Origin of the sequence: Metabacillus herbersteinensis (assembly GCF_042433335.1) — a bacterium.
In the GTDB taxonomy this organism is placed as follows: Bacteria; Bacillota; Bacilli; order Bacillales; family Bacillaceae; genus Metabacillus; species Metabacillus herbersteinensis.
The window spans coordinates 30,150-49,900 of sequence record NZ_JBHLVO010000030.1; the positions used below are offsets into that span (position 1 = coordinate 30,150).

Here is a 19,751-nt window from a genome sequence, read left to right on the forward strand (position 1 = left end):
TCTCTTCCAATGATAATATATTCTAGGTGCGCTGGTCTTAACCTGTTACTTTGGAGGATGTATTTCTATGTCTTATGAAAAAGTATCACAGGCACATAAAATTATCGTTGGTACAAAGCAATCAGTTAAAGCTCTATTAAACAATGAAGTTAAAGAAATGGTAATTGCTGAAGATGCGGATCCAAGAATAACGATTAAAGTTATTCAGACTGCTGAAAGTAATCAAATCCCTTTGACAAAAGTTTCTTCTATGAAAAAGCTTGGTAAAGCTTGTGGAATAGAAGTAGGAGCTGCGGCTGTAGCTATAATCCAGTAAAAACCTGTTTTTGCACACGGGACTGTCTTTCGATGCAAAAACTTTGTTTTTGCCAAAAAAATGAACCACCTGGATGTGTGGTATTAAAAACATCATGAAAGGAGGACAAAACAATGCCTACAATTAACCAATTAGTGCGCAAAGGTCGCGTAAGTAAAGTTGTAAAATCAACATCACCTGCATTAAACAAAGGTTATAACAGCTTCAAAAAAGAGCAAACAAACGTGTCTTCACCACAAAAACGCGGTGTATGTACTCGTGTAGGTACGATGACGCCAAAGAAACCGAACTCGGCGCTTCGTAAATATGCTCGTGTTCGTTTAACTAACGGAATTGAGGTAACAGCTTACATTCCAGGAATCGGACATAACTTACAAGAACATAGTGTAGTACTAATCCGTGGTGGTCGAGTAAAAGATTTACCTGGAGTACGTTATCACATTGTTCGTGGTGCACTTGACACTGCTGGTGTTGAAAACCGCAGACAAGGTCGTTCTAAATACGGAACAAAAAGACCAAAAGCAGCAAAAAAATAAATCAATTAATCATTTGATGATAACAGCATGAAGGGAGGAAATAACATGCCACGTAAAGGCCCTGTTACAAAAAGAGATGTATTACCAGATCCGATTTACAATTCAAAGCTTGTTACACGTTTAATTAACAGAATTATGGTTGACGGAAAAAGAGGTAAAGCACAATCACTTCTTTACAATGCATTTGAGGTAATTAAAGAACGCACTGGTAAAGAACCAATGGAAGTTTTTGAACAAGCACTTAAAAACATCATGCCGGTTCTAGAAGTTAAAGCACGTCGTGTAGGTGGAGCAAACTATCAAGTACCTGTAGAAGTACGTCCTGATCGTCGTACAACTTTAGCACTTCGTTGGTTAGTAAACTATGCGCGTCTTCGCGGTGAAAAAACAATGGAAGAACGTATTGCTAACGAAATTCTTGATGCAGCTAACAGCACGGGAGCAGCAGTTAAGAAACGTGAAGATACACACAAAATGGCTGAAGCTAATAAAGCATTCGCACACTATCGCTGGTAGAATATCGATCAATAAATATACTAATTCCTTAATCAGGAAGGAGAAATTACCCAATGGCTAGAGAGTTCTCCTTAAATAACACACGTAATATCGGTATCATGGCTCACATCGATGCTGGTAAAACGACAACAACTGAGCGCGTTCTGTATTATACAGGACGTATTCACAAAATTGGTGAAACTCATGAAGGTGCATCTCAGATGGACTGGATGGAGCAAGAACAAGAACGTGGAATTACAATTACCTCTGCAGCAACAACTGCTCAGTGGAAAGGCCACCGTGTTAACATCATCGATACACCAGGACACGTAGACTTCACTGTAGAAGTTGAACGTTCTCTGCGTGTACTAGATGGCGCGGTTGCAGTTCTAGATGCACAATCAGGTGTTGAGCCACAAACAGAAACAGTATGGCGTCAAGCAACAACTTACAAAGTACCCCGCGTAGTATTCGTTAACAAAATGGATAAGCTCGGAGCAGATTTTATATACTCTGTAGGGACATTGCATGATCGTTTACAAGCAAATGCACATCCTATACAACTTCCAATTGGTTCAGAAGACCAATTCGAAGGTATTATCGACTTAGTTGAAAATGTAGCTTACTTCTATGAAGATGATCTTGGTACACGTTCAGACGCAGTAGAAATTCCTGACGAGTACAAAGAAATCGCAGAAGAGTGGCGCGGTAAGCTAGTTGAAGCAGTTGCAGAACTTGATGAAGAGTTAATGATGAAATACCTTGAAGGTGAAGAGCTTTCGGTTGAGGAAATCAAAGCTACAATCCGTAAAGGTACAATTGACGTTGAATTCTATCCTGTAATTTGTGGATCGGCTTTCAAAAACAAAGGTGTACGTTTAATGCTAGATGCAGTTCTGGATTATCTTCCAGCACCAACAGATGTTCCTGCAATTAAAGGTACAGTTCCAGATTCAGATGAGGAAGTTGTGCGTGAATCTAGTGATGAAGGTCCTTTCTCAGCATTAGCATTCAAAGTTATGACGGATCCTTATGTAGGGAAGTTGACATTCTTCCGTGTTTACTCTGGTACATTGAATGCAGGTTCTTATGTACAGAACTCAACAAAGGGAAAACGTGAGCGTGTTGGACGTATCCTACAAATGCATGCAAATAGTCGTGAAGAAATCTCAATGGTTTATGCAGGAGATATTGCTGCAGCAGTAGGATTGAAAGATACAACGACTGGTGATACTCTATGTGATGACAAAAGTCCTGTTATCCTAGAATCAATGAATTTCCCAGATCCTGTTATTCAATTGTCTGTTGAGCCAAAATCAAAAGCTGACCAAGATAAAATGACGACTGCACTTCAAAAACTACAAGAAGAAGACCCTACATTCAGAGCACATACTGATGTGGAAACTGGTCAAACCATCATTGCTGGTATGGGAGAACTTCACTTAGACATCCTTGTGGATCGTATGAGACGTGAGTTCAAAGTAGAAGCTAATGTTGGTGCTCCTCAAGTAGCTTACCGTGAGACTTTCCGTGCAAGCGCGAAAGTTGAAGGGAAATTTGCTCGTCAATCGGGTGGTCGTGGACAATTCGGACATGTTTGGATTGAATTCTCACCTAACGAAGAAGGAAAAGGTTTTGAATTCGAGAACAAAGTTGTCGGAGGATCTGTACCTCGTGAATATATCCCAGCTGTAGGAGCAGGACTTGAAGACTCAATGAAGAACGGTGTTCTTGCTGGATACCCTCTAGTTGACGTTAAAGCTGCTTTGGTTGACGGATCTTACCATGATGTCGATTCAAGTGAGATGGCATTTAAGATCGCTGCATCACTAGCGTTAAAAAATGCAATCTCTAAATGTAATCCTGTAATTCTTGAACCGGTAATGAGAGTAGAAGTTGTTATTCCGGAAGAGTATATGGGAGACATTATGGGTGGAGTTACATCTCGTCGTGGTCGTGTAGAAGGAATGGAAGCACGCGGAAACGCTCAAGTAGTACGCGCTATGGTTCCACTTTCTGAAATGTTCGGATATGCTACTTCCCTACGTTCTAACACTCAAGGTCGTGGTGTGTTCACAATGCATTTTGATCATTATGAAGAGGTACCAAAATCTATCTCTGAAGAAATTATTAAAAAAAATAAAGGTGAGTAATTGATTTTACCCCTATATTGAAGTATAACTACTTGTGTAAGAGTAGATAGCGAAGTTAATTTGCTATCTACCATTCATACTTAATTACAAACACTAAGGAGGATTTTAGAATGGGTAAAGAAAAATTCGACCGTTCCAAAACTCATGCCAATATCGGTACAATTGGACACGTTGACCATGGTAAAACAACTTTAACAGCTGCAATTACAACTGTACTTGCAAAACGCAGTGGTAAAGGTGCAGCTATGGCTTATGATATGATCGATGCTGCTCCAGAAGAGCGCGAGCGTGGAATCACTATTTCAACAGCACACGTTGAGTACGAAACTGAAACTCGTCACTATGCACACGTTGACTGCCCTGGACATGCTGACTATGTTAAAAACATGATCACTGGTGCAGCTCAAATGGATGGCGGAATCTTAGTAGTATCTGCTGCTGATGGTCCAATGCCTCAAACTCGTGAACACATTCTTTTATCTCGTCAAGTAGGTGTTCCATACCTTGTTGTATTCATGAACAAATGTGACATGGTAGATGACGAAGAATTACTTGAATTAGTAGAAATGGAAGTTCGTGACCTTCTAACTGATTACGATTTCCCTGGTGACGATATTCCTGTAATTAAAGGTTCTGCTCTTAAAGCTCTTGAAGGAGATGCTGAGTGGGAAGAAAAAATCGTTGAGCTTATGGCTGCTGTTGATGATTACATCCCAACTCCTGCACGTGCTACTGACAAACCATTCATGATGCTTGTTGAGGATGTATTCTCAATCACTGGTCGTGGAACGGTTGCTACTGGTCGTGTTGAGCGTGGACAAGTTAAAGTTGGAGAAACAATCGAAATCGTTGGATTTACAGAAGCGCCTAAGAGCACAACTGTTACTGGTGTTGAGATGTTCCGTAAACTACTTGACTATGCTGAAGCTGGTGACAACATCGGAGCACTTCTTCGTGGAGTTGCTCGTGAAGATATCCAACGTGGACAAGTTCTTGCTAAACCAGGAACAATTACTCCACACACTAAGTTCAAAGCTGAAGTTTATGTTTTATCTAAAGAAGAAGGTGGACGTCACACTCCATTCTTCACAAACTATCGCCCACAATTCTACTTCCGTACAAGTGATGTAACTGGTATCTGCCAGCTTCCTGAAGGAGTAGAAATGGTTATGCCTGGTGATAACGTAGAAATGTCTATCGAACTTATCGCTCCAATCGCAATTGAAGATGGTACTAAATTTTCAATTCGTGAAGGTGGACGTACAGTAGGCGCTGGCGTTGTTGCTACAATCGTTGAATAATTAGTAAAAAAAGATGAGCTCCCTGAGCTCGTCTTTTTTTTACGCTAAAATATAAATAGAAAATGTGTATTAGAATCTTGAGATATTAGAGTTTTGTAGAAGTTATTACTATAGAAGAAACAGTTTCTATTAGATCCAACAAGTAAAAAAATTTACATGAAAACTCATGTATAATAGCGGATTGTTTAAATGCGGAATTAAAAATTGTTCAAGCCCATAAAAGTAATTTAAGTTACACTTGAAAACATCTTTATAAATCTGTATAATGGAAAAAGTGCGCTGGATTCGGAAGAATATAAAATTTTTCTTGCATCGCGCGTAAATTATCTATATAATAGACAATGTTGGTCTTTGACTGCGATGAAGCAGGAGGTTGCCGACACACCTGGCCGCTTTGCCATGGCGGGTGTGGGGAAAATTCTTGCTGAGAAAATGTCTATTTTAAAAGTAGGCGAAAAGGAGGGAAAATAATGGCAAAACAAAAGATTCGTATTCGTTTAAAAGCTTATGATCATAGAATTCTTGATTCATCTGCTGAAAAAATTGTAGAAACAGCTAAACGTTCTGGTGCTAATGTATCTGGTCCAATTCCGTTACCAACAGACAAGTCTATCTATACAATTCTGCGTGCGGTTCACAAGTATAAAGATTCTCGTGAACAATTCGAAATGCGTACTCATAAACGCTTAATTGATATCATCAACCCAACACCACAAACTGTCGATGCGTTAATGCGTTTAGACTTACCGTCAGGTGTTGACATTGAAATCAAACTTTAATAATAAAAATATAATACTTATTTAATTAGGAGGTGTGACTGATGACCAAAGGAATCTTAGGAAGAAAAATTGGTATGACGCAAGTATTTGCAGAAAACGGTGATTTAATCCCTGTAACTGTAATTGAAGCGACTCCAAACGTAGTACTTCAAAAGAAATCTGTTGAAACTGATGGGTATGAAGCAGTTCAAGTAGGATTTGAAGATAAGCGTGAAAAATTAGCTAACAAACCCCACAAAGGGCATGTTGCTAAAGCGAATACTGCACCTAAGCGCTTCATTAAAGAAGTTCGTGAAGTTAGCCTAGATGAGTATGAAGTTGGTCAAGAAGTCAAGGTTGATATTTTCACTGCAGGTGAAATTGTTGATGTAACAGGAATTTCAAAAGGTAAAGGTTTCCAAGGTTCGATTAAGCGTCACAATCAATCTCGTGGACCTATGTCCCATGGTTCTCGTTACCATCGTCGCCCAGGTTCAATGGGACCTGTAGCGCCAAACCGTGTATTCAAGAATAAATTATTACCTGGACGCATGGGTGGAGAACGTGTTACTGTTCAAAACTTAGAGATCGTAAAGGTTGACTTAGAGCGTAACTTACTTTTAATCAAAGGTAATGTACCAGGACCAAGAAAAGCCCTAATAACTGTTAAAAACGCAGTTAAATCTAAATAATTTCTTTAGGAAAGGAGGAGTTGGATAATGCCGAAAGTAGCATTATTTAACCAAAACGGTTCAAACGTTGGAGAAATCGAACTTAATGAATCTGTTTTTGGTATCGAACCTAATCAGCACGTATTATTCGAAGCAGTAATTATGCAAAGAGCTTCATTACGTCAAGGAACTCATAAAGTTAAAAATCGTTCTGAAGTAGCTGGCGGAGGACGTAAACCTTGGCGTCAAAAAGGTACTGGACGTGCTCGTCAAGGATCTATCCGTTCACCACAATGGCGTGGTGGTGGTGTCGTATTTGGACCTACACCTCGTAGCTATGCATACAAATTACCTAAAAAAGTTCGCCGTTTAGCAATCAAATCTGCTTTATCATCTAAAGTACTTGATAACAACATTGTTGTATTAGAGGACTTAGCGTTAAATGCACCTAAAACAAAAGATATGTTTACTGTATTGAACGGTCTTTCTGTTGAAAGAAAAGCGCTAATTGTTACTGCTGACACAAATGAAAATGTTGCATTATCAGCACGTAATATCCCAGGTGTAACTGTTGTTACAGCAAATGGTATTAGCGTATTAGATGTACTTAACCATGATAAGCTTATCATTACTAAAGCTGCGGTGGAAAAAGTAGAGGAGGTACTTGCATAATGAAAGATCCTCGTGATATTATTAAGCGCCCAGTAATCACTGAACGTTCTACAGACCTAATGGCTGAAAAGAAATATACGTTCGAAGTCAATGTGAAAGCTAATAAAACACAAGTTAAAGATGCTATCGAATCAATCTTCGGAGTGAAGGTTGAAAAAGTTAACATTATGAACTATAAAGGTAAATTCAAACGCGTTGGTCGTTATAGCGGCTTAACAAATCGTCGTCGTAAAGCAATTATTAAATTAACTGCTGATAGCAACGAAATCGAATTATTTGAAGTTTAATAATTAATAGATAAGGAGGGAAACCGATATGGCAATTAAAAAGTATAAACCAACCTCTAATGGTCGTCGTGGGATGACAGTATCTGATTTCGCTGAGATCACCACTGATAAACCAGAAAAGTCTTTACTTGCACCTGTTCACAGAAAAGGTGGACGTAATAACCAAGGTAAAATAACTGTACGTCATCAAGGTGGCGGACACAAACGTCAATATCGTATCATCGACTTTAAGCGTGATAAAGATGGTATACCTGGACGCGTTGCTACAATAGAATACGATCCAAACCGCTCTGCAAACATCGCATTAATTAACTACGTTGATGGTGAAAAAAGATACATTCTAGCTCCTAAAAACCTTAAAGTAGGTTTAGAAGTTATGTCTGGCACTGAAGCTGACATCAAAGTAGGTAACACACTTCCTTTACAGAACATTCCTGTTGGTACAGTTGTACACAACATTGAATTAAAACCTGGAAAAGGTGGCCAGTTAGTTCGTTCAGCTGGAACATCTGCTCAAGTACTTGGTAAAGAAGGTAAGTACGTACTAGTTCGTTTAAACTCAGGAGAAGTTCGCATGATCTTAGCAACATGCCGCGCTACTATTGGTCAAGTTGGAAACGAACAACATGAACTTATTAACATCGGTAAAGCAGGTCGCTCACGCTGGTTAGGCATACGCCCAACAGTTCGTGGATCTGTAATGAACCCTAACGACCATCCACACGGTGGTGGAGAAGGAAAATCTCCTATTGGACGTAAATCACCAATGTCACCATGGGGTAAACCAACTCTTGGCTTTAAAACTCGTAAGAAGAAAAGCAAGTCTGATAAGTTTATCGTGCGTCGTCGTAAAAAATAACGGGGTTGAACTACGGTTCATCAGGACCGTAGCGCAATCACGAAGGGAGGTACAATCATGGGCCGCAGCTTAAAAAAGGGACCATTTGTGGATGAACATTTAATTAGCAAGGTAGAGAAATTAAATGAAACAGAAAAGAAGCAAGTTATTAAAACTTGGTCTCGTCGTTCTACTATTTTCCCACAATTTATTGGTCATACAATCGCAGTTTATGATGGTCGTAAACATGTTCCTGTATATGTAACTGAGGACATGGTAGGTCACAAGTTAGGTGAGTTTGCACCTACACGTACTTACAAAGGTCATGCAAGTGATGACAAAAAAACAAGACGTTAATGAGAGGAGGCATTTAAATGCAAGCTAAAGCTGTCGCAAGAACAGTTCGTATCGCTCCTCGTAAAGCTCGTTTGGTAATTGATCTTATCCGAGGTAAGCAAATTGGTGAAGCGGTTGCGATTTTACTTCATACACCGAAAGCAGCTTCTCCAATTATAGAAAAAGTATTAAAATCTGCAGTGGCTAATGCGGAACACAACTATGAAATGGACATTAATAACTTAGTTATTTCTGATGCATTCGTAAACGAAGGTCCAACTCTTAAACGTTTCCGTCCACGTGCAATGGGTCGTGCTAGTGCAATTAACAAGCGTACGAGTCACATCACTATCGTAGTATCAGAAAAGAAGGAGGGATAATTCGTGGGTCAAAAAGTTAATCCTATCGGACTTCGTATTGGCGTTATTCGTGACTGGGAATCTAAATGGTTTGCAGGAAAAGATTATGCAACTCTTTTACATGAAGACATCAAAATTCGTGAATATGTTAGCAAACGTCTAAAAGACGCATCTGTTTCTAAAATTGAAATTGAGCGCGCTGCAAATCGTGTCAATATCACAATCCACACTGCGAAACCAGGTATGGTTATCGGTAAAGGTGGTACTGAAGTTGAAGCACTTCGCAATGCACTTAATTCTTTAACAAACAAACGCGTTCACATAAATATTTTGGAAATTAAAAGAGCGGATCTAGATGCGAAATTAGTAGCAGAAAATATCGCACGTCAATTAGAAAACCGTATCTCATTCCGTCGCGCACAAAAGCAAACGATTCAACGCGCAATGCGTGCTGGAGCAAAAGGAATCAAAACACAAGTATCAGGTCGTTTAGGTGGAGCTGACATCGCGCGTGCTGAACACTATAGTGAAGGAACAGTACCACTTCACACACTTCGTGCTGACATCGACTATGGAACGGCTGAGGCTGACACAACTTACGGTAAGTTAGGTGTGAAAGTTTGGATCTATCGTGGAGAGGTTCTTCCTACAAAGAAGAAAAAAGAGGAAGGAGGAAAATAATATGTTATTGCCAAAACGCGTAAAGTATCGCAGAGAGCACCGCGGAAAAATGCGTGGTCGCGCTAAAGGCGGAACTGAAGTACACTTTGGTGAGTTCGGAATCCAAGCTCTAGAAGCTTCATGGATTACTAACCGCCAAATCGAAGCAGCTCGTATCGCTATGACACGTCATATGAAACGTGGCGGTAAAGTTTGGATTAAAATCTTCCCTTCAAAGCCTTACACTGCAAAACCTCTTGAAGTCCGAATGGGTTCTGGTAAAGGTGCTCCTGAAGGTTGGGTAGCTGTTGTTAAACCTGGTAAAGTATTATTTGAAATTTCGGGTGTTTCAGAAGAGGTTGCACGTGAAGCACTACGTTTAGCAGCACATAAATTACCGATCAAAACGAAATTTGTAAAACGAGAAGAAATTGGTGGTGATTCAAATGAAAGCTAATGAAATTCGTGACCTAACCACTGCTGAAATTGAACAAAAAGTAAAGTCTTTAAAAGAAGAGCTTTTTAACCTTCGCTTTCAATTAGCGACAGGACAATTAGAAAATACTGCTCGCATCCGTGAAGTTCGTAAATCGATCGCTCGTATGAAAACAGTTATTTGCCAAAGAGAGATCGCTGCTAATAATCGATAACCAGAGAGGAGGTTTGCAGAATGAGTGAAGAACGCAACCAACGCAAAGTATATACTGGTCGTGTCGTGTCTGATAAAATGGATAAGACGATCACTGTTCTTGTCGAAACCTATAAGAAACATACACTTTATGGCAAACGCGTAAGGTACTCTAAGAAATTCAAAACCCATGATGAAGAGAACCAAGCTAAAATTGGTGATATCGTTAAAATTATGGAAACTCGTCCGTTATCAGCTACTAAACGTTTTCGACTAATAGAAATCGTTGAAGAAGCTGTTATTATCTAATACTGTTTCGGAAAAGTTAAGTCCGATGGGAGGTAACGTAAATGATTCAACAAGAATCTCGTTTAAAAGTTGCTGACAACTCAGGAGCTCGTGAAGTACTTACAATTAAAGTATTGGGCGGTTCTGGTCGCAAAACAGCTAACATTGGTGATATTATTGTTTGTACAGTTAAACAAGCAACACCAGGAGGCGTTGTTAAAAAAAGTGACGTTGTTAGAGCGGTTATTGTTCGTACAAAAACTGGCGCTCGTCGTTCAGATGGATCTTATATTAAGTTTGACGAAAACGCATGTGTAATTATCCGTGATGACAAGAGCCCTCGTGGAACACGTATATTCGGACCTGTAGCTCGTGAATTACGTGACAACAATTTCATGAAGATTGTTTCTTTAGCTCCAGAAGTTCTATAAAAAAATGAAAACTGATTGCCTTACTAAGGAGGTGCAACTAGGATGCATGTAAAAAAAGGTGATAAAGTAATGGTTATCTCTGGTAAGGATAAAGGTAAGCAAGGTGAAATTCTTGCTTCATATCCGAAAAAAGACCGCGTGCTTGTAGAAGGAGTAAACGTGGTGAAAAAGCACTCTAAGCCATCACAAGCAAATCCTCAAGGAGGAATTGTGAGCAAAGAGGCACCTATCCATGTATCAAATGTTATGCCACTTGATCCTAAATCAGGCGAGCCGACTCGCGTTGGTTTTAAAGTGGTTGACGGTAAAAAGGTACGTGTAGCAAAAAAATCTGGTGAAACTTTAGATAAATAGTAAATAAGGAAGGGAGGTCTGTCTCGTGAACCGCCTTAAAGAAAGATATCAAAAAGAAATTACACCTGCAATGATGAGCAAGTTCAATTACAAATCTGTTATGCAAGCACCAAAGCTTGATAAAATTGTAATCAACACTGGTGTTGGTGACGCTGTTGCTAACTCTAAAGCTCTTGATATCGCAGTTGAAGAATTAATACAAATTACTGGACAAAAACCTATAATTACAAAAGCAAAAAAATCAATCGCTGGTTTCCGTTTACGTGAAGGTATGCCAATCGGTGCAAAAGTTACCCTTCGTGGTGAGCGTATGTACCAATTCTTAGATAAGTTAATCTCTGTTTCTTTACCTCGTGTACGTGATTTCCGTGGTATTTCGAAAAAGTCATTTGACGGACGTGGAAACTACACACTTGGTGTTAAAGAACAATTAATCTTCCCTGAGATTGATTATGATAAAGTAACTAAAGTTCGTGGTATGGATATCGTTATCGTTACAACTGCTAACTCTGATGAGGAAGCACGTGAACTATTAACTCAGTTCGGTATGCCGTTCCAAAAATAATCGCTAATTAATTAGAGGGAGGCGAAAACGTGGCTAAAAAATCAATGATTGCGAAGCAAAAGCGCACGCAAAAATTTCAAGTTCAAGAGTATACTCGCTGCGAACGTTGTGGCCGTCCACATTCTGTACTTCGTAAATTCAAGCTTTGCCGTATTTGTTTCCGCGAGCTTGCTCATAAAGGTCAAATTCCAGGCGTCAAAAAAGCTAGTTGGTAATACCTAATAATGGGAAGGAGGTTATTTAGATATGGTTATGACAGATCCTATTGCAGATTTGCTAACTCGCATTCGTAATGCGAACATGGTACGTCACGAAAAGCTTGAAGTTCCTGCTTCTACAATTAAAAAAGAGATTGCAGAAATCTTAAAGCGTGAAGGTTTTGTTCGTGATGTTGAGTATGTAGAAGACAACAAACAGGGTATCGTTCGTATTTTCTTGAAATACGGAGCAAACAATGAGCGTGTTATTACTGGTTTAAAACGTATCAGTAAACCTGGCTTACGTGTTTATGCAAAAGCTGATGAAGTACCACGTGTACTTAACGGATTAGGTATTGCAATCGTTTCAACTTCTCAAGGTGTTTTAACAGACAAAGAAGCTCGTGCAAAACAAGCAGGCGGAGAAGTATTAGCATACGTTTGGTAATAAGTTCAAGATGAATGGAGGTGTATGGATTGTCTCGTATTGGTAAAAAAATATTAGAAATTCCTGCAGGTGTTACTGTTACAATCGCGAGCGATAACACTGTAACAGTTAGAGGGACTAAAGGTGAGTTAACTCGCTCTTTTAACCCGGACATGAAAATAACAATTGAAGATAACATCCTAACAGTTAGCCGTCCTTCAGATGTGAAGGAACATCGTGCTCTTCATGGTACTACTCGTAGTCTCTTAGGGAATATGGTTGAAGGTGTTTCTAAAGGATTTGAAAAAGGCCTTGAATTAGTTGGTGTCGGTTACCGTGCTACTAAATCTGGAAACAAGTTAATTCTTAACGTAGGATACTCACATCCAGTTGAAATGACTCCAGAAGAAGGAATTGAGATTGAAGTTCCTGCTCAAACAAAAATTATTGTTAAAGGTACTGACAAAGAACGTGTTGGTGCAATTGCTGCAAACATCCGTGACGTTCGTCCACCAGAGCCGTATAAAGGTAAAGGTATTCGTTACGAAGGTGAATTTGTTCGTCGTAAAGAAGGTAAAACTGCGAAGTAATATCGCCTAGAAGATAAGAAAGGAGTGACCTAGATGATTACGAAGGCTAATAAGAATTTAGTTCGTAAAAAAAGACACGCACGTGTTCGTGCTAAACTTTCAGGAACTACTGTTCGTCCTCGTTTGAACGTTTTCCGTTCTAACCAGCACATTTATGCGCAAGTAATTGATGACGCAAATTCAGTTACAATCGCAAGTGCTTCTACTCTAGATAAAGATATAAGCATAGATTCTACAAAAAACATTGACGCTGCACAAAAAGTTGGAGAATTAGTAGCACAACGCGCTGTTGAAAAAGGCGTTAAAGCTGTAGTATTTGACCGCGGTGGATATTTGTATCATGGTCGTGTTAAAGCGCTAGCTGAAGCTGCACGCGAGGTTGGACTCGAATTTTAATCAAAGAAGGAGGGACACAAAGGATGAGTCGTATTGATCCTAACAAATTAGAGCTTGAAGAACGCGTAGTTACCATAAACCGAGTAGCGAAAGTTGTTAAAGGTGGTCGTCGTTTTCGTTTCGCAGCGCTAGTCGTTGTTGGAGATAAAAACGGTCACGTTGGTTTCGGTACAGGTAAAGCACAAGAGGTACCTGAAGCGATTCGTAAAGCAATAGAAGATGCAAAAAAGAACCTTATAGAGGTACCTATGGTAGGTACAACGATCCCGCATCAAATCATCGGAAGATTTGGAGCAGGTAATATATTTATGAAACCAGCATCAGAAGGTACTGGAGTTATCGCTGGTGGACCGGTTCGTGCAGTATTAGAGCTAGCAGGAGTAAGCGATATTCTTTCAAAATCTCTAGGTTCTAGCACACCTATTAACATGGTGCGTGCTACTATTTCTGGATTGAGTGAATTGAAAAATGCTGAACAAGTTGCGAAGCTACGTGGAAAAACGGTAGAAGAACTGTTAGGATAAGGAGGGAAAACAATGGCGAATAAGTTAGAGATTACCCTCACTCGCAGTGTCATTGGTCGTCCGCAAGACCAACGTGTTACTGTCAAAACACTAGGATTGAAAAAGATGCATCAAACTGTAGTACTTGATGATAACGCTGCGATTCGCGGTATGATTAATAAGGTTGCTCATCTATTAACGGTTAAGGAACAATAATTGAAAAAACGAATAAATAAGGAGGTGTCCCGATGAAACTTCATGAGTTGAAACCTGCAGAAGGATCACGTAAAACACGTAATCGTGTTGGTCGCGGTATTGGTTCTGGTAACGGTAAAACAGCTGGTAGAGGTACTAAAGGACAAAATTCTCGTTCTGGTGGTGGAGTTCGTCCTGGATTCGAAGGTGGTCAAACTCCTTTATTCCAACGCTTACCTAAACGTGGTTTTACCAACGTCAACCGCAAAGATTATGCTGTAGTTAACCTTGAAAGACTAAATAGCTTTGACGCAGGTACTGAGGTAACACCAGAATTGTTGCTTGAAACAGGTGTTGTAAGCAATGTGAAGTCTGGTATTAAAATTCTTGGAAACGGTCAATTAGAGAAAAAACTTACTGTAAAAGCTAACAAATTCTCTGCTTCAGCAAAAGAAGCAATAGAAGCTGCTGGCGGTTCAGTTGAGGTGATCTAATGTTAAAAACAATCTCCAATTTTATGCGCGTGGGTGACATCCGTAATAAGATCATATTCACTCTTTTAATGTTATTAGTATTTCGTATAGGCACGTTCATTCCTGTACCAAACGTCAATGCAGATGTTTTAAGTGCACAGGATGAAATGAATGTTTTCGGGATTTTGAATACATTTGGTGGTGGTGCATTGTATAATTTCTCTATTCTAGCAATGGGGATTATGCCATATATTACTGCTTCAATCATCATTCAACTTTTACAAATGGATGTTGTGCCAAAGTTTACTGAATGGTCTAAACAAGGTGATGTTGGGCGTCGTAAGCTTGCCCAATTTACTAGATACTTTACGATTGTTTTAGGTTTCATCCAAGCGTTAGGTATGTCCTACGGATTTAATAATCTAGCTGGTGGTGCGCTTATTGAGAACCCTAGTATTGGAACATACTTATTAATTGCGATTGTATTAACAGCAGGAACTGCATTTTTACTGTGGTTGGGTGAACAAATCACATCAAAAGGTGTTGGGAACGGTATATCGATAATCATCTTTGCAGGTATTGTCGCAAGTATTCCAACAACACTAAATCAAATATACGCACAACAATTTACAGATGTAGGAGATCGATTGTTCATCAATATTGTAACAGTTGTCCTACTTCTACTAGCGATTTTAGCTGTTATAGTTGGGGTAATCTTTATCCAACAAGCGCTTCGTAAGATACCGATTCAATATGCGAAACGTTCTGCGGGCACAAACCAAGGCGGTGCTTCTCATTTACCGTTGAAGGTGAATCCTGCGGGGGTAATTCCTGTAATCTTTGCGGTATCATTCATCATTACTCCACCAACGATCGCTTCGTTCTTTGGTCCTAATGATGTAACGGATTGGATTCAGGCAAGCTTCGACTACACTAAACCTGTTGGCATGATTGTCTATGTAGCGTTAATTATTGCTTTCACATATTTCTACACATTTGTCCAAGTAAACCCTGAACAAATGGCAGAAAACTTGAAGAAGCAAGGTGGCTATATTCCAGGTATACGTCCTGGTAAGAGTACGCAAGAATATGTAACAAAAGTTTTATATCGTTTAACGTTTGTCGGCTCTCTTTTCTTAGCAGCAATTGCTGTACTTCCTGTTTTCTTTATTGAATTTGCTGGCCTGCCTCAAACAGCGCAGATTGGTGGAACGAGCTTGCTAATCGTTATAGGAGTTGCTCTAGAAACGATGAAACAACTTGAAAGTCAGCTAGTAAAACGTCATTATAAGGGTTTTATTAAATCGTGAGGATATGGGATCATGTCCCTGTCCTCTAAAATAGAGACTGAGGGGGGAATTAAATGAATCTAGTATTGATGGGCTTACCAGGTGCCGGAAAAGGTACTCAGGCTGAGCGTATCGTAGAAAAATGCGATATCCCTCATATCTCAACAGGAGATATGTTTAGAGCTGCTATAAAAGGTGAAACGGAATTGGGTCTTAAAGCGAAATCATTCATGGATAAGGGAGAACTTGTTCCTGATGAAGTCACGATTGGTATTGTCCGAGAACGATTAGGCAAGAATGATTGTGAAAAAGGTTTTCTTCTAGATGGTTTTCCGAGAACTGTTGCTCAAGCTGAAGCGCTCGAGGACATTTTAGTAGATCTAAACAAGAAAATTGACTACTGTATAAACATTGAGGTTAACCAAGAAATTCTTATGGAACGTTTAACTGGTCGACGCATTTGTAAACAATGCGGTTCAACTTATCACTTGATTTTCAATCCCCCTGCAAAAGAGGGTGTATGTGATAAGTGTGGAGGAGAACTTTATCAGCGAACAGATGATAACGCTGAGACAGTCGCTAATCGATTAGAAGTAAACCTCGTACAAACAAAGCCATTGTTATCATTCTATGATCAAAAAGGATATTTAAGAAATATTGATGGTCAACAAGATATTGACAAGGTGTTTGTAAACATTAGCAATTTACTTGGAGGAGCAAGTGAATGATCATATGTAAGACACAGCGCGAGTTAGATATCATGCGTGAAGCTGGTCGAATTGTTGCTCTCACTCACAAAGAACTCCAAAAATACATTCAACCAGGCATCTCGACAAAAGAATTGGATGCAATTGCTGAAAAGTTTATTGTTGAGGCTGATGCATTCCCGTCTTTTAAAGGGTATAATGGTTTCCGCGGAAGCATTTGTGCTTCTGTTAATGAGGAACTCGTTCACGGAATACCCGGCGACCGTGTATTGCGTGAAGGAGATATAATCAGTATCGATATCGGTGCAAAATATAATGGTTATCACGGTGACTCTGCTTGGACATATCCGGTTGGGAAAATATCCGATGAGACTCAACTGTTGTTGAAGGTCACGGAGGAATCTTTATATAAAGGTTTAGACGAAGCCAAACCAGGTGAGAGGTTATCCAATATCTCTCATGCCATTCAAACTTATGCTGAACAACATTCATTCTCGATAGTTCGTGAGTATGTTGGTCATGGAATAGGTCAAGACTTGCATGAAGATCCGCAAATTCCACACTACGGTCCACCAAACAAGGGACCAAGATTGAAACCCGGTATGGTGTTTGCTATAGAACCAATGGTAAATGCGGGAAGCCGTTATGTTAAAACTTTGGCGGATAATTGGACGGTTGTTACTGTTGATCGTAAGATGTGTGCTCATTTTGAACATACGATTGCGATAACAGAAACTGGCTATGAAATCTTTACAAAAGCCTAAGTGAACAAGATATTGTTTGAACAATCCTGAATCATTGAGGTATTAAATTCTCGGGTGTTGGGTATTACTTCGTTACTAACTGATGGAGAAGACCAAAGCTTAATCTCCCAACAGAAAGAAAGTTTATCATCTAGAATTTTTAAATTGCGTATCTCCGGAAGTTCGAACAGTATAATAGGCACTTGTCGTGTGAAAAACTGCTCACTATTGTGGTTGAGTAAGTTACTGATTTGATGAAGGGAGAACAGTTCGATGGCGAAAGACGATGTAATTGAAGTTGAAGGAACTGTCGTTGAAACGTTGCCAAACACAATGTTTAAAGTAGAACTTGAGAACGGCCATAGCGTTTTGGCACATGTATCTGGAAAAATCCGCATGCATTTCATACGTATTTTACCTGGAGACAAAGTTACGGTAGAATTATCTCCATATGATTTAACTCGTGGCAGAATTACGTACCGTTTTAAATAATAGCACTCCGTACTATTAAGGAGGTAAGAAATCATGAAAGTCAGACCATCTGTTAAACCGATCTGTGAAAAATGTAAAGTTATACGCAGAAAAGGAAAAGTCATGGTTATTTGTGAGAATCCTAAGCATAAGCAAAAACAAGGTTAATTTGAAGGAGGTTTAAGCTTAAATGGCTCGTATTGCTGGTGTTGATATTCCTCGCGACAAACGCGTGGTAGTTTCATTAACATATATTTTTGGTATTGGACGTCCAACTGCTGAAAAAGTCTTAACTGAAGCAGGTGTTTCAGTAGATACACGTGTACGTGACTTAACTGAAGAAGAGTTAGGTAAAATTCGTGATATCATTGACAAATTAAAAGTCGAAGGAGATCTTCGTCGTGAAGTTTCTCTTAACATTAAACGTCTAATCGAAATCGGTTCTTTCCGTGGCTTACGTCACCGTCGTGGCTTGCCAGTTCGTGGACAAAATACGAAAAACAATGCTCGTACTCGTAAAGGACCACGTCGTACGGTAGCGAATAAGAAAAAATAAGTAAGGAGGTTAACCAATAATGGCACGTAAAACAAACACTCGTAAACGTCGTGTAAAAAAGAATATTGAGAGTGGTATCGCTCATATTCGTTCAACTTTTAACAACACGATTGTTACTATTACTGACACACATGGTAATGCAATTTCATGGTCAAGTGCTGGAGCATTAGGGTTCAGAGGTTCTCGTAAATCTACTCCATTCGCTGCACAAATGGCTGCTGAAACAGCTGCAAAAACATCTATTGAACATGGTATGAAAACATTAGAAGTAACAGTTAAAGGACCTGGTGCAGGACGTGAAGCTGCGATCCGTTCTCTTCAAGCTGCTGGTCTTGAAGTAACTGCTATTAGAGATGTAACGCCAGTTCCACATAATGGATGTCGTCCGCCAAAACGTCGTCGTGTGTAAATTTTCTGTATAGATTTTGTATCCCTGTCTATAATGGGTTATGATACAGTATATAAGTTCTTGCAGAATTACTCTGTTGTTGTGCACATTCGGGAACTTTTGAATGGGGAATTTCGGTTAGGCGCCTAAAAAGAATCCATAAGTCTAGCCGGGGTTTCGACGTTTTGAAGGAGGGTTTATAGATGATAGAAATTGAAAAACCAAAAATCGAAACGGTTGAAATCAGCGAAGATACCAAATACGGTAAATTCGTCGTCGAGCCACTTGAGCGTGGATATGGTACTACTTTGGGTAACTCCTTACGTCGTATCCTTTTATCCTCTCTCCCTGGTGCCGCAGTAACATCGATCCAAATAGATGGTGTATTGCACGAGTTTTCAACAATCGAAGGTGTTGTAGAAGATGTTACGTCGATCATCTTAAACATTAAGAAACTTGCTCTTAAAATCTATTCTGATGAAGAAAAGACACTAGAGATTGATGTTCAACGTGATGGAATTGTTACAGCTTCAGATATTACTCATGATAGTGATGTAGAAATTCTTAATCCAGACCTGTTTATCGCTACTCTTGCAAAAGATGCTAGCTTTAGAATGAGACTAAATGCTAGACGTGGACGTGGTTATACAACAGCTGTTTCTAACAAACGTGAAGATCAGCCGATTGGTGTTATTCCAATTGATTCAATCTTTACGCCTGTTGCACGTATGTCTTATCAAATAGAAAATACTCGTGTTGGTCAGGTTGCAAACTACGATAAATTAACATTAGACGTCTGGACAGACGGTAGCACTGGACCAAAGGAAGCTATCGCTTTAGGCTCTAAGATCTTAACTGAGCACCTTAATATTTTTGTAGGGCTTACTGATGAAGCTCAAAATGCAGAAATCATGGTTGAAAAAGAAGAAGATCAAAAAGAAAAAGTTTTAGAGATGACGATTGAAGAGTTAGATTTATCTGTTCGTTCTTATAACTGTTTAAAACGTGCTGGTATTAATACAGTACAAGAGTTAGCTCATAAAACAGAAGAAGATATGATGAAGGTTCGAAATCTTGGTCGCAAATCTCTTGAAGAAGTAAAAGCTAAATTAGAAGAACTAGGATTAGGTCTTCGTCAAGACGACTAGTTAGGAAGTTAACTAGCGTT

Annotated in this window: 34 protein-coding genes; all 34 read left to right on the forward strand. The window is 39.4% G+C overall.

Annotation, left to right across the window (positions count from 1 at the left end; translation table 11 throughout):
* Nucleotides 1–67 precede the first annotated feature (67 nt).
* The 34 genes from ACFFIX_RS22635 to ACFFIX_RS22800 all read left to right on the forward strand — a co-directional run bounded on the left by ACFFIX_RS22635 (nucleotide 68) and on the right by ACFFIX_RS22800 (nucleotide 19,731).
* Nucleotides 68–316 carry a 50S ribosomal protein L7ae-like protein gene (locus ACFFIX_RS22635; protein ID WP_378938086.1) on the forward strand — a complete coding sequence of 83 codons (249 nt, stop codon included), beginning with the start codon at nucleotides 68–70 and terminating at the stop codon, nucleotides 314–316.
* 113 nt (nucleotides 317–429) lie between these two features.
* Nucleotides 430–852, forward strand: coding sequence for a 30S ribosomal protein S12 (gene rpsL, locus ACFFIX_RS22640; protein WP_378938087.1), 423 nt, complete (start codon nucleotides 430–432; stop codon nucleotides 850–852).
* Nucleotides 853–897: 45 nt separating this feature from the next.
* Entirely contained in the window at nucleotides 898–1,368 is a 471-nt protein-coding gene (gene rpsG / locus ACFFIX_RS22645; protein WP_378938089.1) for a 30S ribosomal protein S7, read from the forward strand.
* A 53-nt stretch (nucleotides 1,369–1,421) separates the two neighbouring features.
* Nucleotides 1,422–3,500: an elongation factor G gene (gene fusA, locus ACFFIX_RS22650; protein WP_378938091.1), complete on the forward strand. Its 2,079-nt coding sequence runs from the start codon at nucleotides 1,422–1,424 to the stop codon at nucleotides 3,498–3,500.
* 110 nt (nucleotides 3,501–3,610) lie between these two features.
* Nucleotides 3,611–4,801: an elongation factor Tu gene (gene tuf, locus ACFFIX_RS22655; protein ID WP_378938093.1), complete on the forward strand. Its 1,191-nt coding sequence runs from the start codon at nucleotides 3,611–3,613 to the stop codon at nucleotides 4,799–4,801.
* 470 nt (nucleotides 4,802–5,271) lie between these two features.
* Nucleotides 5,272–5,580, forward strand: a complete 309-nt coding sequence (gene rpsJ, locus ACFFIX_RS22660) for a 30S ribosomal protein S10 (RefSeq protein ID WP_378938095.1) — start codon at nucleotides 5,272–5,274, stop codon at nucleotides 5,578–5,580.
* Between the two features lie 41 nt (nucleotides 5,581–5,621).
* Entirely contained in the window at nucleotides 5,622–6,251 is a 630-nt protein-coding gene (gene rplC, locus ACFFIX_RS22665; RefSeq protein WP_378938097.1) for a 50S ribosomal protein L3, read from the forward strand.
* A 27-nt stretch (nucleotides 6,252–6,278) separates the two neighbouring features.
* The gene (gene rplD, locus ACFFIX_RS22670; protein WP_378938099.1) at nucleotides 6,279–6,902 is read left to right on the forward strand and encodes a 50S ribosomal protein L4; all 624 of its coding nucleotides are present in this window, start codon (nucleotides 6,279–6,281) and stop codon (nucleotides 6,900–6,902) included.
* Nucleotides 6,902–7,189 (forward strand): 50S ribosomal protein L23, encoded by a 288-nt coding sequence (gene rplW, locus ACFFIX_RS22675; RefSeq protein WP_378938101.1) that lies wholly within the window; start codon nucleotides 6,902–6,904, stop codon nucleotides 7,187–7,189. The genes rplD and rplW overlap by 1 nt, the downstream gene beginning before the upstream one ends.
* 28 nt (nucleotides 7,190–7,217) lie before the next feature.
* Entirely contained in the window at nucleotides 7,218–8,048 is an 831-nt protein-coding gene (gene rplB, locus ACFFIX_RS22680; RefSeq protein ID WP_378938103.1) for a 50S ribosomal protein L2, read from the forward strand.
* A gap of 57 nt (nucleotides 8,049–8,105) precedes the next feature.
* Nucleotides 8,106–8,384 (forward strand): 30S ribosomal protein S19, encoded by a 279-nt coding sequence (rpsS, locus tag ACFFIX_RS22685; protein ID WP_378938105.1) that lies wholly within the window; start codon nucleotides 8,106–8,108, stop codon nucleotides 8,382–8,384.
* A 17-nt stretch (nucleotides 8,385–8,401) separates the two neighbouring features.
* Entirely contained in the window at nucleotides 8,402–8,743 is a 342-nt protein-coding gene (gene rplV / locus ACFFIX_RS22690) for a 50S ribosomal protein L22 (protein WP_378938107.1), read from the forward strand.
* A 3-nt stretch (nucleotides 8,744–8,746) separates the two neighbouring features.
* Nucleotides 8,747–9,403, forward strand: coding sequence for a 30S ribosomal protein S3 (rpsC, locus tag ACFFIX_RS22695; protein WP_378938109.1), 657 nt, complete (start codon nucleotides 8,747–8,749; stop codon nucleotides 9,401–9,403).
* 1 nt (nucleotide 9,404) lies between these two features.
* Nucleotides 9,405–9,839: a 50S ribosomal protein L16 gene (gene rplP / locus ACFFIX_RS22700; RefSeq protein WP_378938111.1), complete on the forward strand. Its 435-nt coding sequence runs from the start codon at nucleotides 9,405–9,407 to the stop codon at nucleotides 9,837–9,839.
* Complete coding sequence (rpmC, locus tag ACFFIX_RS22705) at nucleotides 9,829–10,032, forward strand: 50S ribosomal protein L29 (protein WP_378938113.1); 204 nt, start codon at nucleotides 9,829–9,831, stop codon at nucleotides 10,030–10,032. Before rplP ends, rpmC begins: the two co-directional genes overlap by 11 nt.
* Nucleotides 10,033–10,052: 20 nt before the next feature.
* Nucleotides 10,053–10,319: a 30S ribosomal protein S17 gene (gene rpsQ, locus ACFFIX_RS22710; protein WP_378938115.1), complete on the forward strand. Its 267-nt coding sequence runs from the start codon at nucleotides 10,053–10,055 to the stop codon at nucleotides 10,317–10,319.
* 41 nt (nucleotides 10,320–10,360) lie between these two features.
* Complete coding sequence (gene rplN, locus ACFFIX_RS22715) at nucleotides 10,361–10,729, forward strand: 50S ribosomal protein L14 (protein WP_378938117.1); 369 nt, start codon at nucleotides 10,361–10,363, stop codon at nucleotides 10,727–10,729.
* Between the two features lie 42 nt (nucleotides 10,730–10,771).
* Complete coding sequence (rplX, locus tag ACFFIX_RS22720; RefSeq protein WP_378938119.1) at nucleotides 10,772–11,083, forward strand: 50S ribosomal protein L24; 312 nt, start codon at nucleotides 10,772–10,774, stop codon at nucleotides 11,081–11,083.
* Nucleotides 11,084–11,108: 25 nt separating this feature from the next.
* Nucleotides 11,109–11,648: a 50S ribosomal protein L5 gene (gene rplE / locus ACFFIX_RS22725; protein ID WP_378938121.1), complete on the forward strand. Its 540-nt coding sequence runs from the start codon at nucleotides 11,109–11,111 to the stop codon at nucleotides 11,646–11,648.
* A gap of 29 nt (nucleotides 11,649–11,677) precedes the next feature.
* A complete protein-coding gene (locus ACFFIX_RS22730; protein ID WP_112179302.1) occupies nucleotides 11,678–11,863 on the forward strand; it encodes a type Z 30S ribosomal protein S14 in 186 nt (61 codons plus the stop codon).
* A gap of 31 nt (nucleotides 11,864–11,894) precedes the next feature.
* Entirely contained in the window at nucleotides 11,895–12,293 is a 399-nt protein-coding gene (gene rpsH / locus ACFFIX_RS22735) for a 30S ribosomal protein S8 (protein WP_378938123.1), read from the forward strand.
* A 29-nt stretch (nucleotides 12,294–12,322) separates the two neighbouring features.
* Nucleotides 12,323–12,862 (forward strand): 50S ribosomal protein L6, encoded by a 540-nt coding sequence (gene rplF / locus ACFFIX_RS22740; RefSeq protein ID WP_378938125.1) that lies wholly within the window; start codon nucleotides 12,323–12,325, stop codon nucleotides 12,860–12,862.
* A 33-nt stretch (nucleotides 12,863–12,895) separates the two neighbouring features.
* Nucleotides 12,896–13,258 carry a 50S ribosomal protein L18 gene (rplR, locus tag ACFFIX_RS22745; protein WP_378938127.1) on the forward strand — a complete coding sequence of 121 codons (363 nt, stop codon included), beginning with the start codon at nucleotides 12,896–12,898 and terminating at the stop codon, nucleotides 13,256–13,258.
* Nucleotides 13,259–13,281: 23 nt separating this feature from the next.
* The gene (gene rpsE, locus ACFFIX_RS22750) at nucleotides 13,282–13,782 is read left to right on the forward strand and encodes a 30S ribosomal protein S5 (RefSeq protein WP_378938129.1); all 501 of its coding nucleotides are present in this window, start codon (nucleotides 13,282–13,284) and stop codon (nucleotides 13,780–13,782) included.
* A 12-nt stretch (nucleotides 13,783–13,794) separates the two neighbouring features.
* Complete coding sequence (gene rpmD / locus ACFFIX_RS22755; RefSeq protein WP_378938131.1) at nucleotides 13,795–13,977, forward strand: 50S ribosomal protein L30; 183 nt, start codon at nucleotides 13,795–13,797, stop codon at nucleotides 13,975–13,977.
* Between the two features lie 32 nt (nucleotides 13,978–14,009).
* Nucleotides 14,010–14,450, forward strand: a complete 441-nt coding sequence (gene rplO, locus ACFFIX_RS22760) for a 50S ribosomal protein L15 (RefSeq protein WP_378938133.1) — start codon at nucleotides 14,010–14,012, stop codon at nucleotides 14,448–14,450.
* Nucleotides 14,450–15,739, forward strand: coding sequence for a preprotein translocase subunit SecY (gene secY / locus ACFFIX_RS22765; protein ID WP_378938135.1), 1,290 nt, complete (start codon nucleotides 14,450–14,452; stop codon nucleotides 15,737–15,739). The genes rplO and secY overlap by 1 nt, the downstream gene beginning before the upstream one ends.
* A gap of 53 nt (nucleotides 15,740–15,792) precedes the next feature.
* Complete coding sequence (locus ACFFIX_RS22770; RefSeq protein WP_378938137.1) at nucleotides 15,793–16,446, forward strand: adenylate kinase; 654 nt, start codon at nucleotides 15,793–15,795, stop codon at nucleotides 16,444–16,446.
* Nucleotides 16,443–17,189, forward strand: a complete 747-nt coding sequence (map, locus tag ACFFIX_RS22775; protein WP_378938139.1) for a type I methionyl aminopeptidase — start codon at nucleotides 16,443–16,445, stop codon at nucleotides 17,187–17,189. Before ACFFIX_RS22770 ends, map begins: the two co-directional genes overlap by 4 nt.
* Before the next feature lie 252 nt (nucleotides 17,190–17,441).
* Nucleotides 17,442–17,660, forward strand: a complete 219-nt coding sequence (infA, locus tag ACFFIX_RS22780; protein ID WP_378938141.1) for a translation initiation factor IF-1 — start codon at nucleotides 17,442–17,444, stop codon at nucleotides 17,658–17,660.
* A 33-nt stretch (nucleotides 17,661–17,693) separates the two neighbouring features.
* Nucleotides 17,694–17,807: a 50S ribosomal protein L36 gene (rpmJ, locus tag ACFFIX_RS22785; RefSeq protein ID WP_003156543.1), complete on the forward strand. Its 114-nt coding sequence runs from the start codon at nucleotides 17,694–17,696 to the stop codon at nucleotides 17,805–17,807.
* A gap of 22 nt (nucleotides 17,808–17,829) precedes the next feature.
* Entirely contained in the window at nucleotides 17,830–18,195 is a 366-nt protein-coding gene (gene rpsM, locus ACFFIX_RS22790) for a 30S ribosomal protein S13 (RefSeq protein ID WP_378938143.1), read from the forward strand.
* A 19-nt stretch (nucleotides 18,196–18,214) separates the two neighbouring features.
* Nucleotides 18,215–18,604 (forward strand): 30S ribosomal protein S11, encoded by a 390-nt coding sequence (rpsK, locus tag ACFFIX_RS22795; protein WP_378938145.1) that lies wholly within the window; start codon nucleotides 18,215–18,217, stop codon nucleotides 18,602–18,604.
* A gap of 182 nt (nucleotides 18,605–18,786) precedes the next feature.
* Nucleotides 18,787–19,731 (forward strand): DNA-directed RNA polymerase subunit alpha, encoded by a 945-nt coding sequence (locus tag ACFFIX_RS22800; RefSeq protein ID WP_378938147.1) that lies wholly within the window; start codon nucleotides 18,787–18,789, stop codon nucleotides 19,729–19,731.
* The last annotated feature ends 20 nt before the right edge of the window (nucleotides 19,732–19,751 follow it).

Bases quoted from the DNA above. Each gene is read 5' to 3' on its own strand.
- rplO (WP_378938133.1), top strand. From the start codon at position 14,010: ATGAAACTTCATGAGTTGAAACCTGCAGAAGGATCACGTAAAACACGT.
- rpsE (WP_378938129.1), top strand. From the start codon at position 13,282: ATGAGTCGTATTGATCCTAACAAATTAGAGCTTGAAGAACGCGTAGTT.
- map (WP_378938139.1), top strand. From the start codon at position 16,443: ATGATCATATGTAAGACACAGCGCGAGTTAGATATCATGCGTGAAGCT.
- rplX (WP_378938119.1), top strand. From the start codon at position 10,772: ATGCATGTAAAAAAAGGTGATAAAGTAATGGTTATCTCTGGTAAGGAT.
- rpsQ (WP_378938115.1), top strand. From the start codon at position 10,053: ATGAGTGAAGAACGCAACCAACGCAAAGTATATACTGGTCGTGTCGTG.
- rpmD (WP_378938131.1), top strand. From the start codon at position 13,795: ATGGCGAATAAGTTAGAGATTACCCTCACTCGCAGTGTCATTGGTCGT.
- rpmJ (WP_003156543.1), top strand. From the start codon at position 17,694: ATGAAAGTCAGACCATCTGTTAAACCGATCTGTGAAAAATGTAAAGTT.
- rpmC (WP_378938113.1), top strand. From the start codon at position 9,829: ATGAAAGCTAATGAAATTCGTGACCTAACCACTGCTGAAATTGAACAA.
- rpsS (WP_378938105.1), top strand. From the start codon at position 8,106: ATGGGCCGCAGCTTAAAAAAGGGACCATTTGTGGATGAACATTTAATT.
- rplD (WP_378938099.1), top strand. From the start codon at position 6,279: ATGCCGAAAGTAGCATTATTTAACCAAAACGGTTCAAACGTTGGAGAA.
- ACFFIX_RS22800 (WP_378938147.1), top strand. From the start codon at position 18,787: ATGATAGAAATTGAAAAACCAAAAATCGAAACGGTTGAAATCAGCGAA.
- rplP (WP_378938111.1), top strand. From the start codon at position 9,405: ATGTTATTGCCAAAACGCGTAAAGTATCGCAGAGAGCACCGCGGAAAA.
- rpsJ (WP_378938095.1), top strand. From the start codon at position 5,272: ATGGCAAAACAAAAGATTCGTATTCGTTTAAAAGCTTATGATCATAGA.
- rpsG (WP_378938089.1), top strand. From the start codon at position 898: ATGCCACGTAAAGGCCCTGTTACAAAAAGAGATGTATTACCAGATCCG.
- ACFFIX_RS22770 (WP_378938137.1), top strand. From the start codon at position 15,793: ATGAATCTAGTATTGATGGGCTTACCAGGTGCCGGAAAAGGTACTCAG.
- rplC (WP_378938097.1), top strand. From the start codon at position 5,622: ATGACCAAAGGAATCTTAGGAAGAAAAATTGGTATGACGCAAGTATTT.
- rpsM (WP_378938143.1), top strand. From the start codon at position 17,830: ATGGCTCGTATTGCTGGTGTTGATATTCCTCGCGACAAACGCGTGGTA.
- rpsH (WP_378938123.1), top strand. From the start codon at position 11,895: ATGGTTATGACAGATCCTATTGCAGATTTGCTAACTCGCATTCGTAAT.
- rpsK (WP_378938145.1), top strand. From the start codon at position 18,215: ATGGCACGTAAAACAAACACTCGTAAACGTCGTGTAAAAAAGAATATT.
- rplR (WP_378938127.1), top strand. From the start codon at position 12,896: ATGATTACGAAGGCTAATAAGAATTTAGTTCGTAAAAAAAGACACGCA.
- fusA (WP_378938091.1), top strand. From the start codon at position 1,422: ATGGCTAGAGAGTTCTCCTTAAATAACACACGTAATATCGGTATCATG.
- ACFFIX_RS22635 (WP_378938086.1), top strand. From the start codon at position 68: ATGTCTTATGAAAAAGTATCACAGGCACATAAAATTATCGTTGGTACA.
- rplB (WP_378938103.1), top strand. From the start codon at position 7,218: ATGGCAATTAAAAAGTATAAACCAACCTCTAATGGTCGTCGTGGGATG.
- rplN (WP_378938117.1), top strand. From the start codon at position 10,361: ATGATTCAACAAGAATCTCGTTTAAAAGTTGCTGACAACTCAGGAGCT.
- secY (WP_378938135.1), top strand. From the start codon at position 14,450: ATGTTAAAAACAATCTCCAATTTTATGCGCGTGGGTGACATCCGTAAT.
- rplW (WP_378938101.1), top strand. From the start codon at position 6,902: ATGAAAGATCCTCGTGATATTATTAAGCGCCCAGTAATCACTGAACGT.
- tuf (WP_378938093.1), top strand. From the start codon at position 3,611: ATGGGTAAAGAAAAATTCGACCGTTCCAAAACTCATGCCAATATCGGT.
- rpsL (WP_378938087.1), top strand. From the start codon at position 430: ATGCCTACAATTAACCAATTAGTGCGCAAAGGTCGCGTAAGTAAAGTT.
- infA (WP_378938141.1), top strand. From the start codon at position 17,442: ATGGCGAAAGACGATGTAATTGAAGTTGAAGGAACTGTCGTTGAAACG.
- rplV (WP_378938107.1), top strand. From the start codon at position 8,402: ATGCAAGCTAAAGCTGTCGCAAGAACAGTTCGTATCGCTCCTCGTAAA.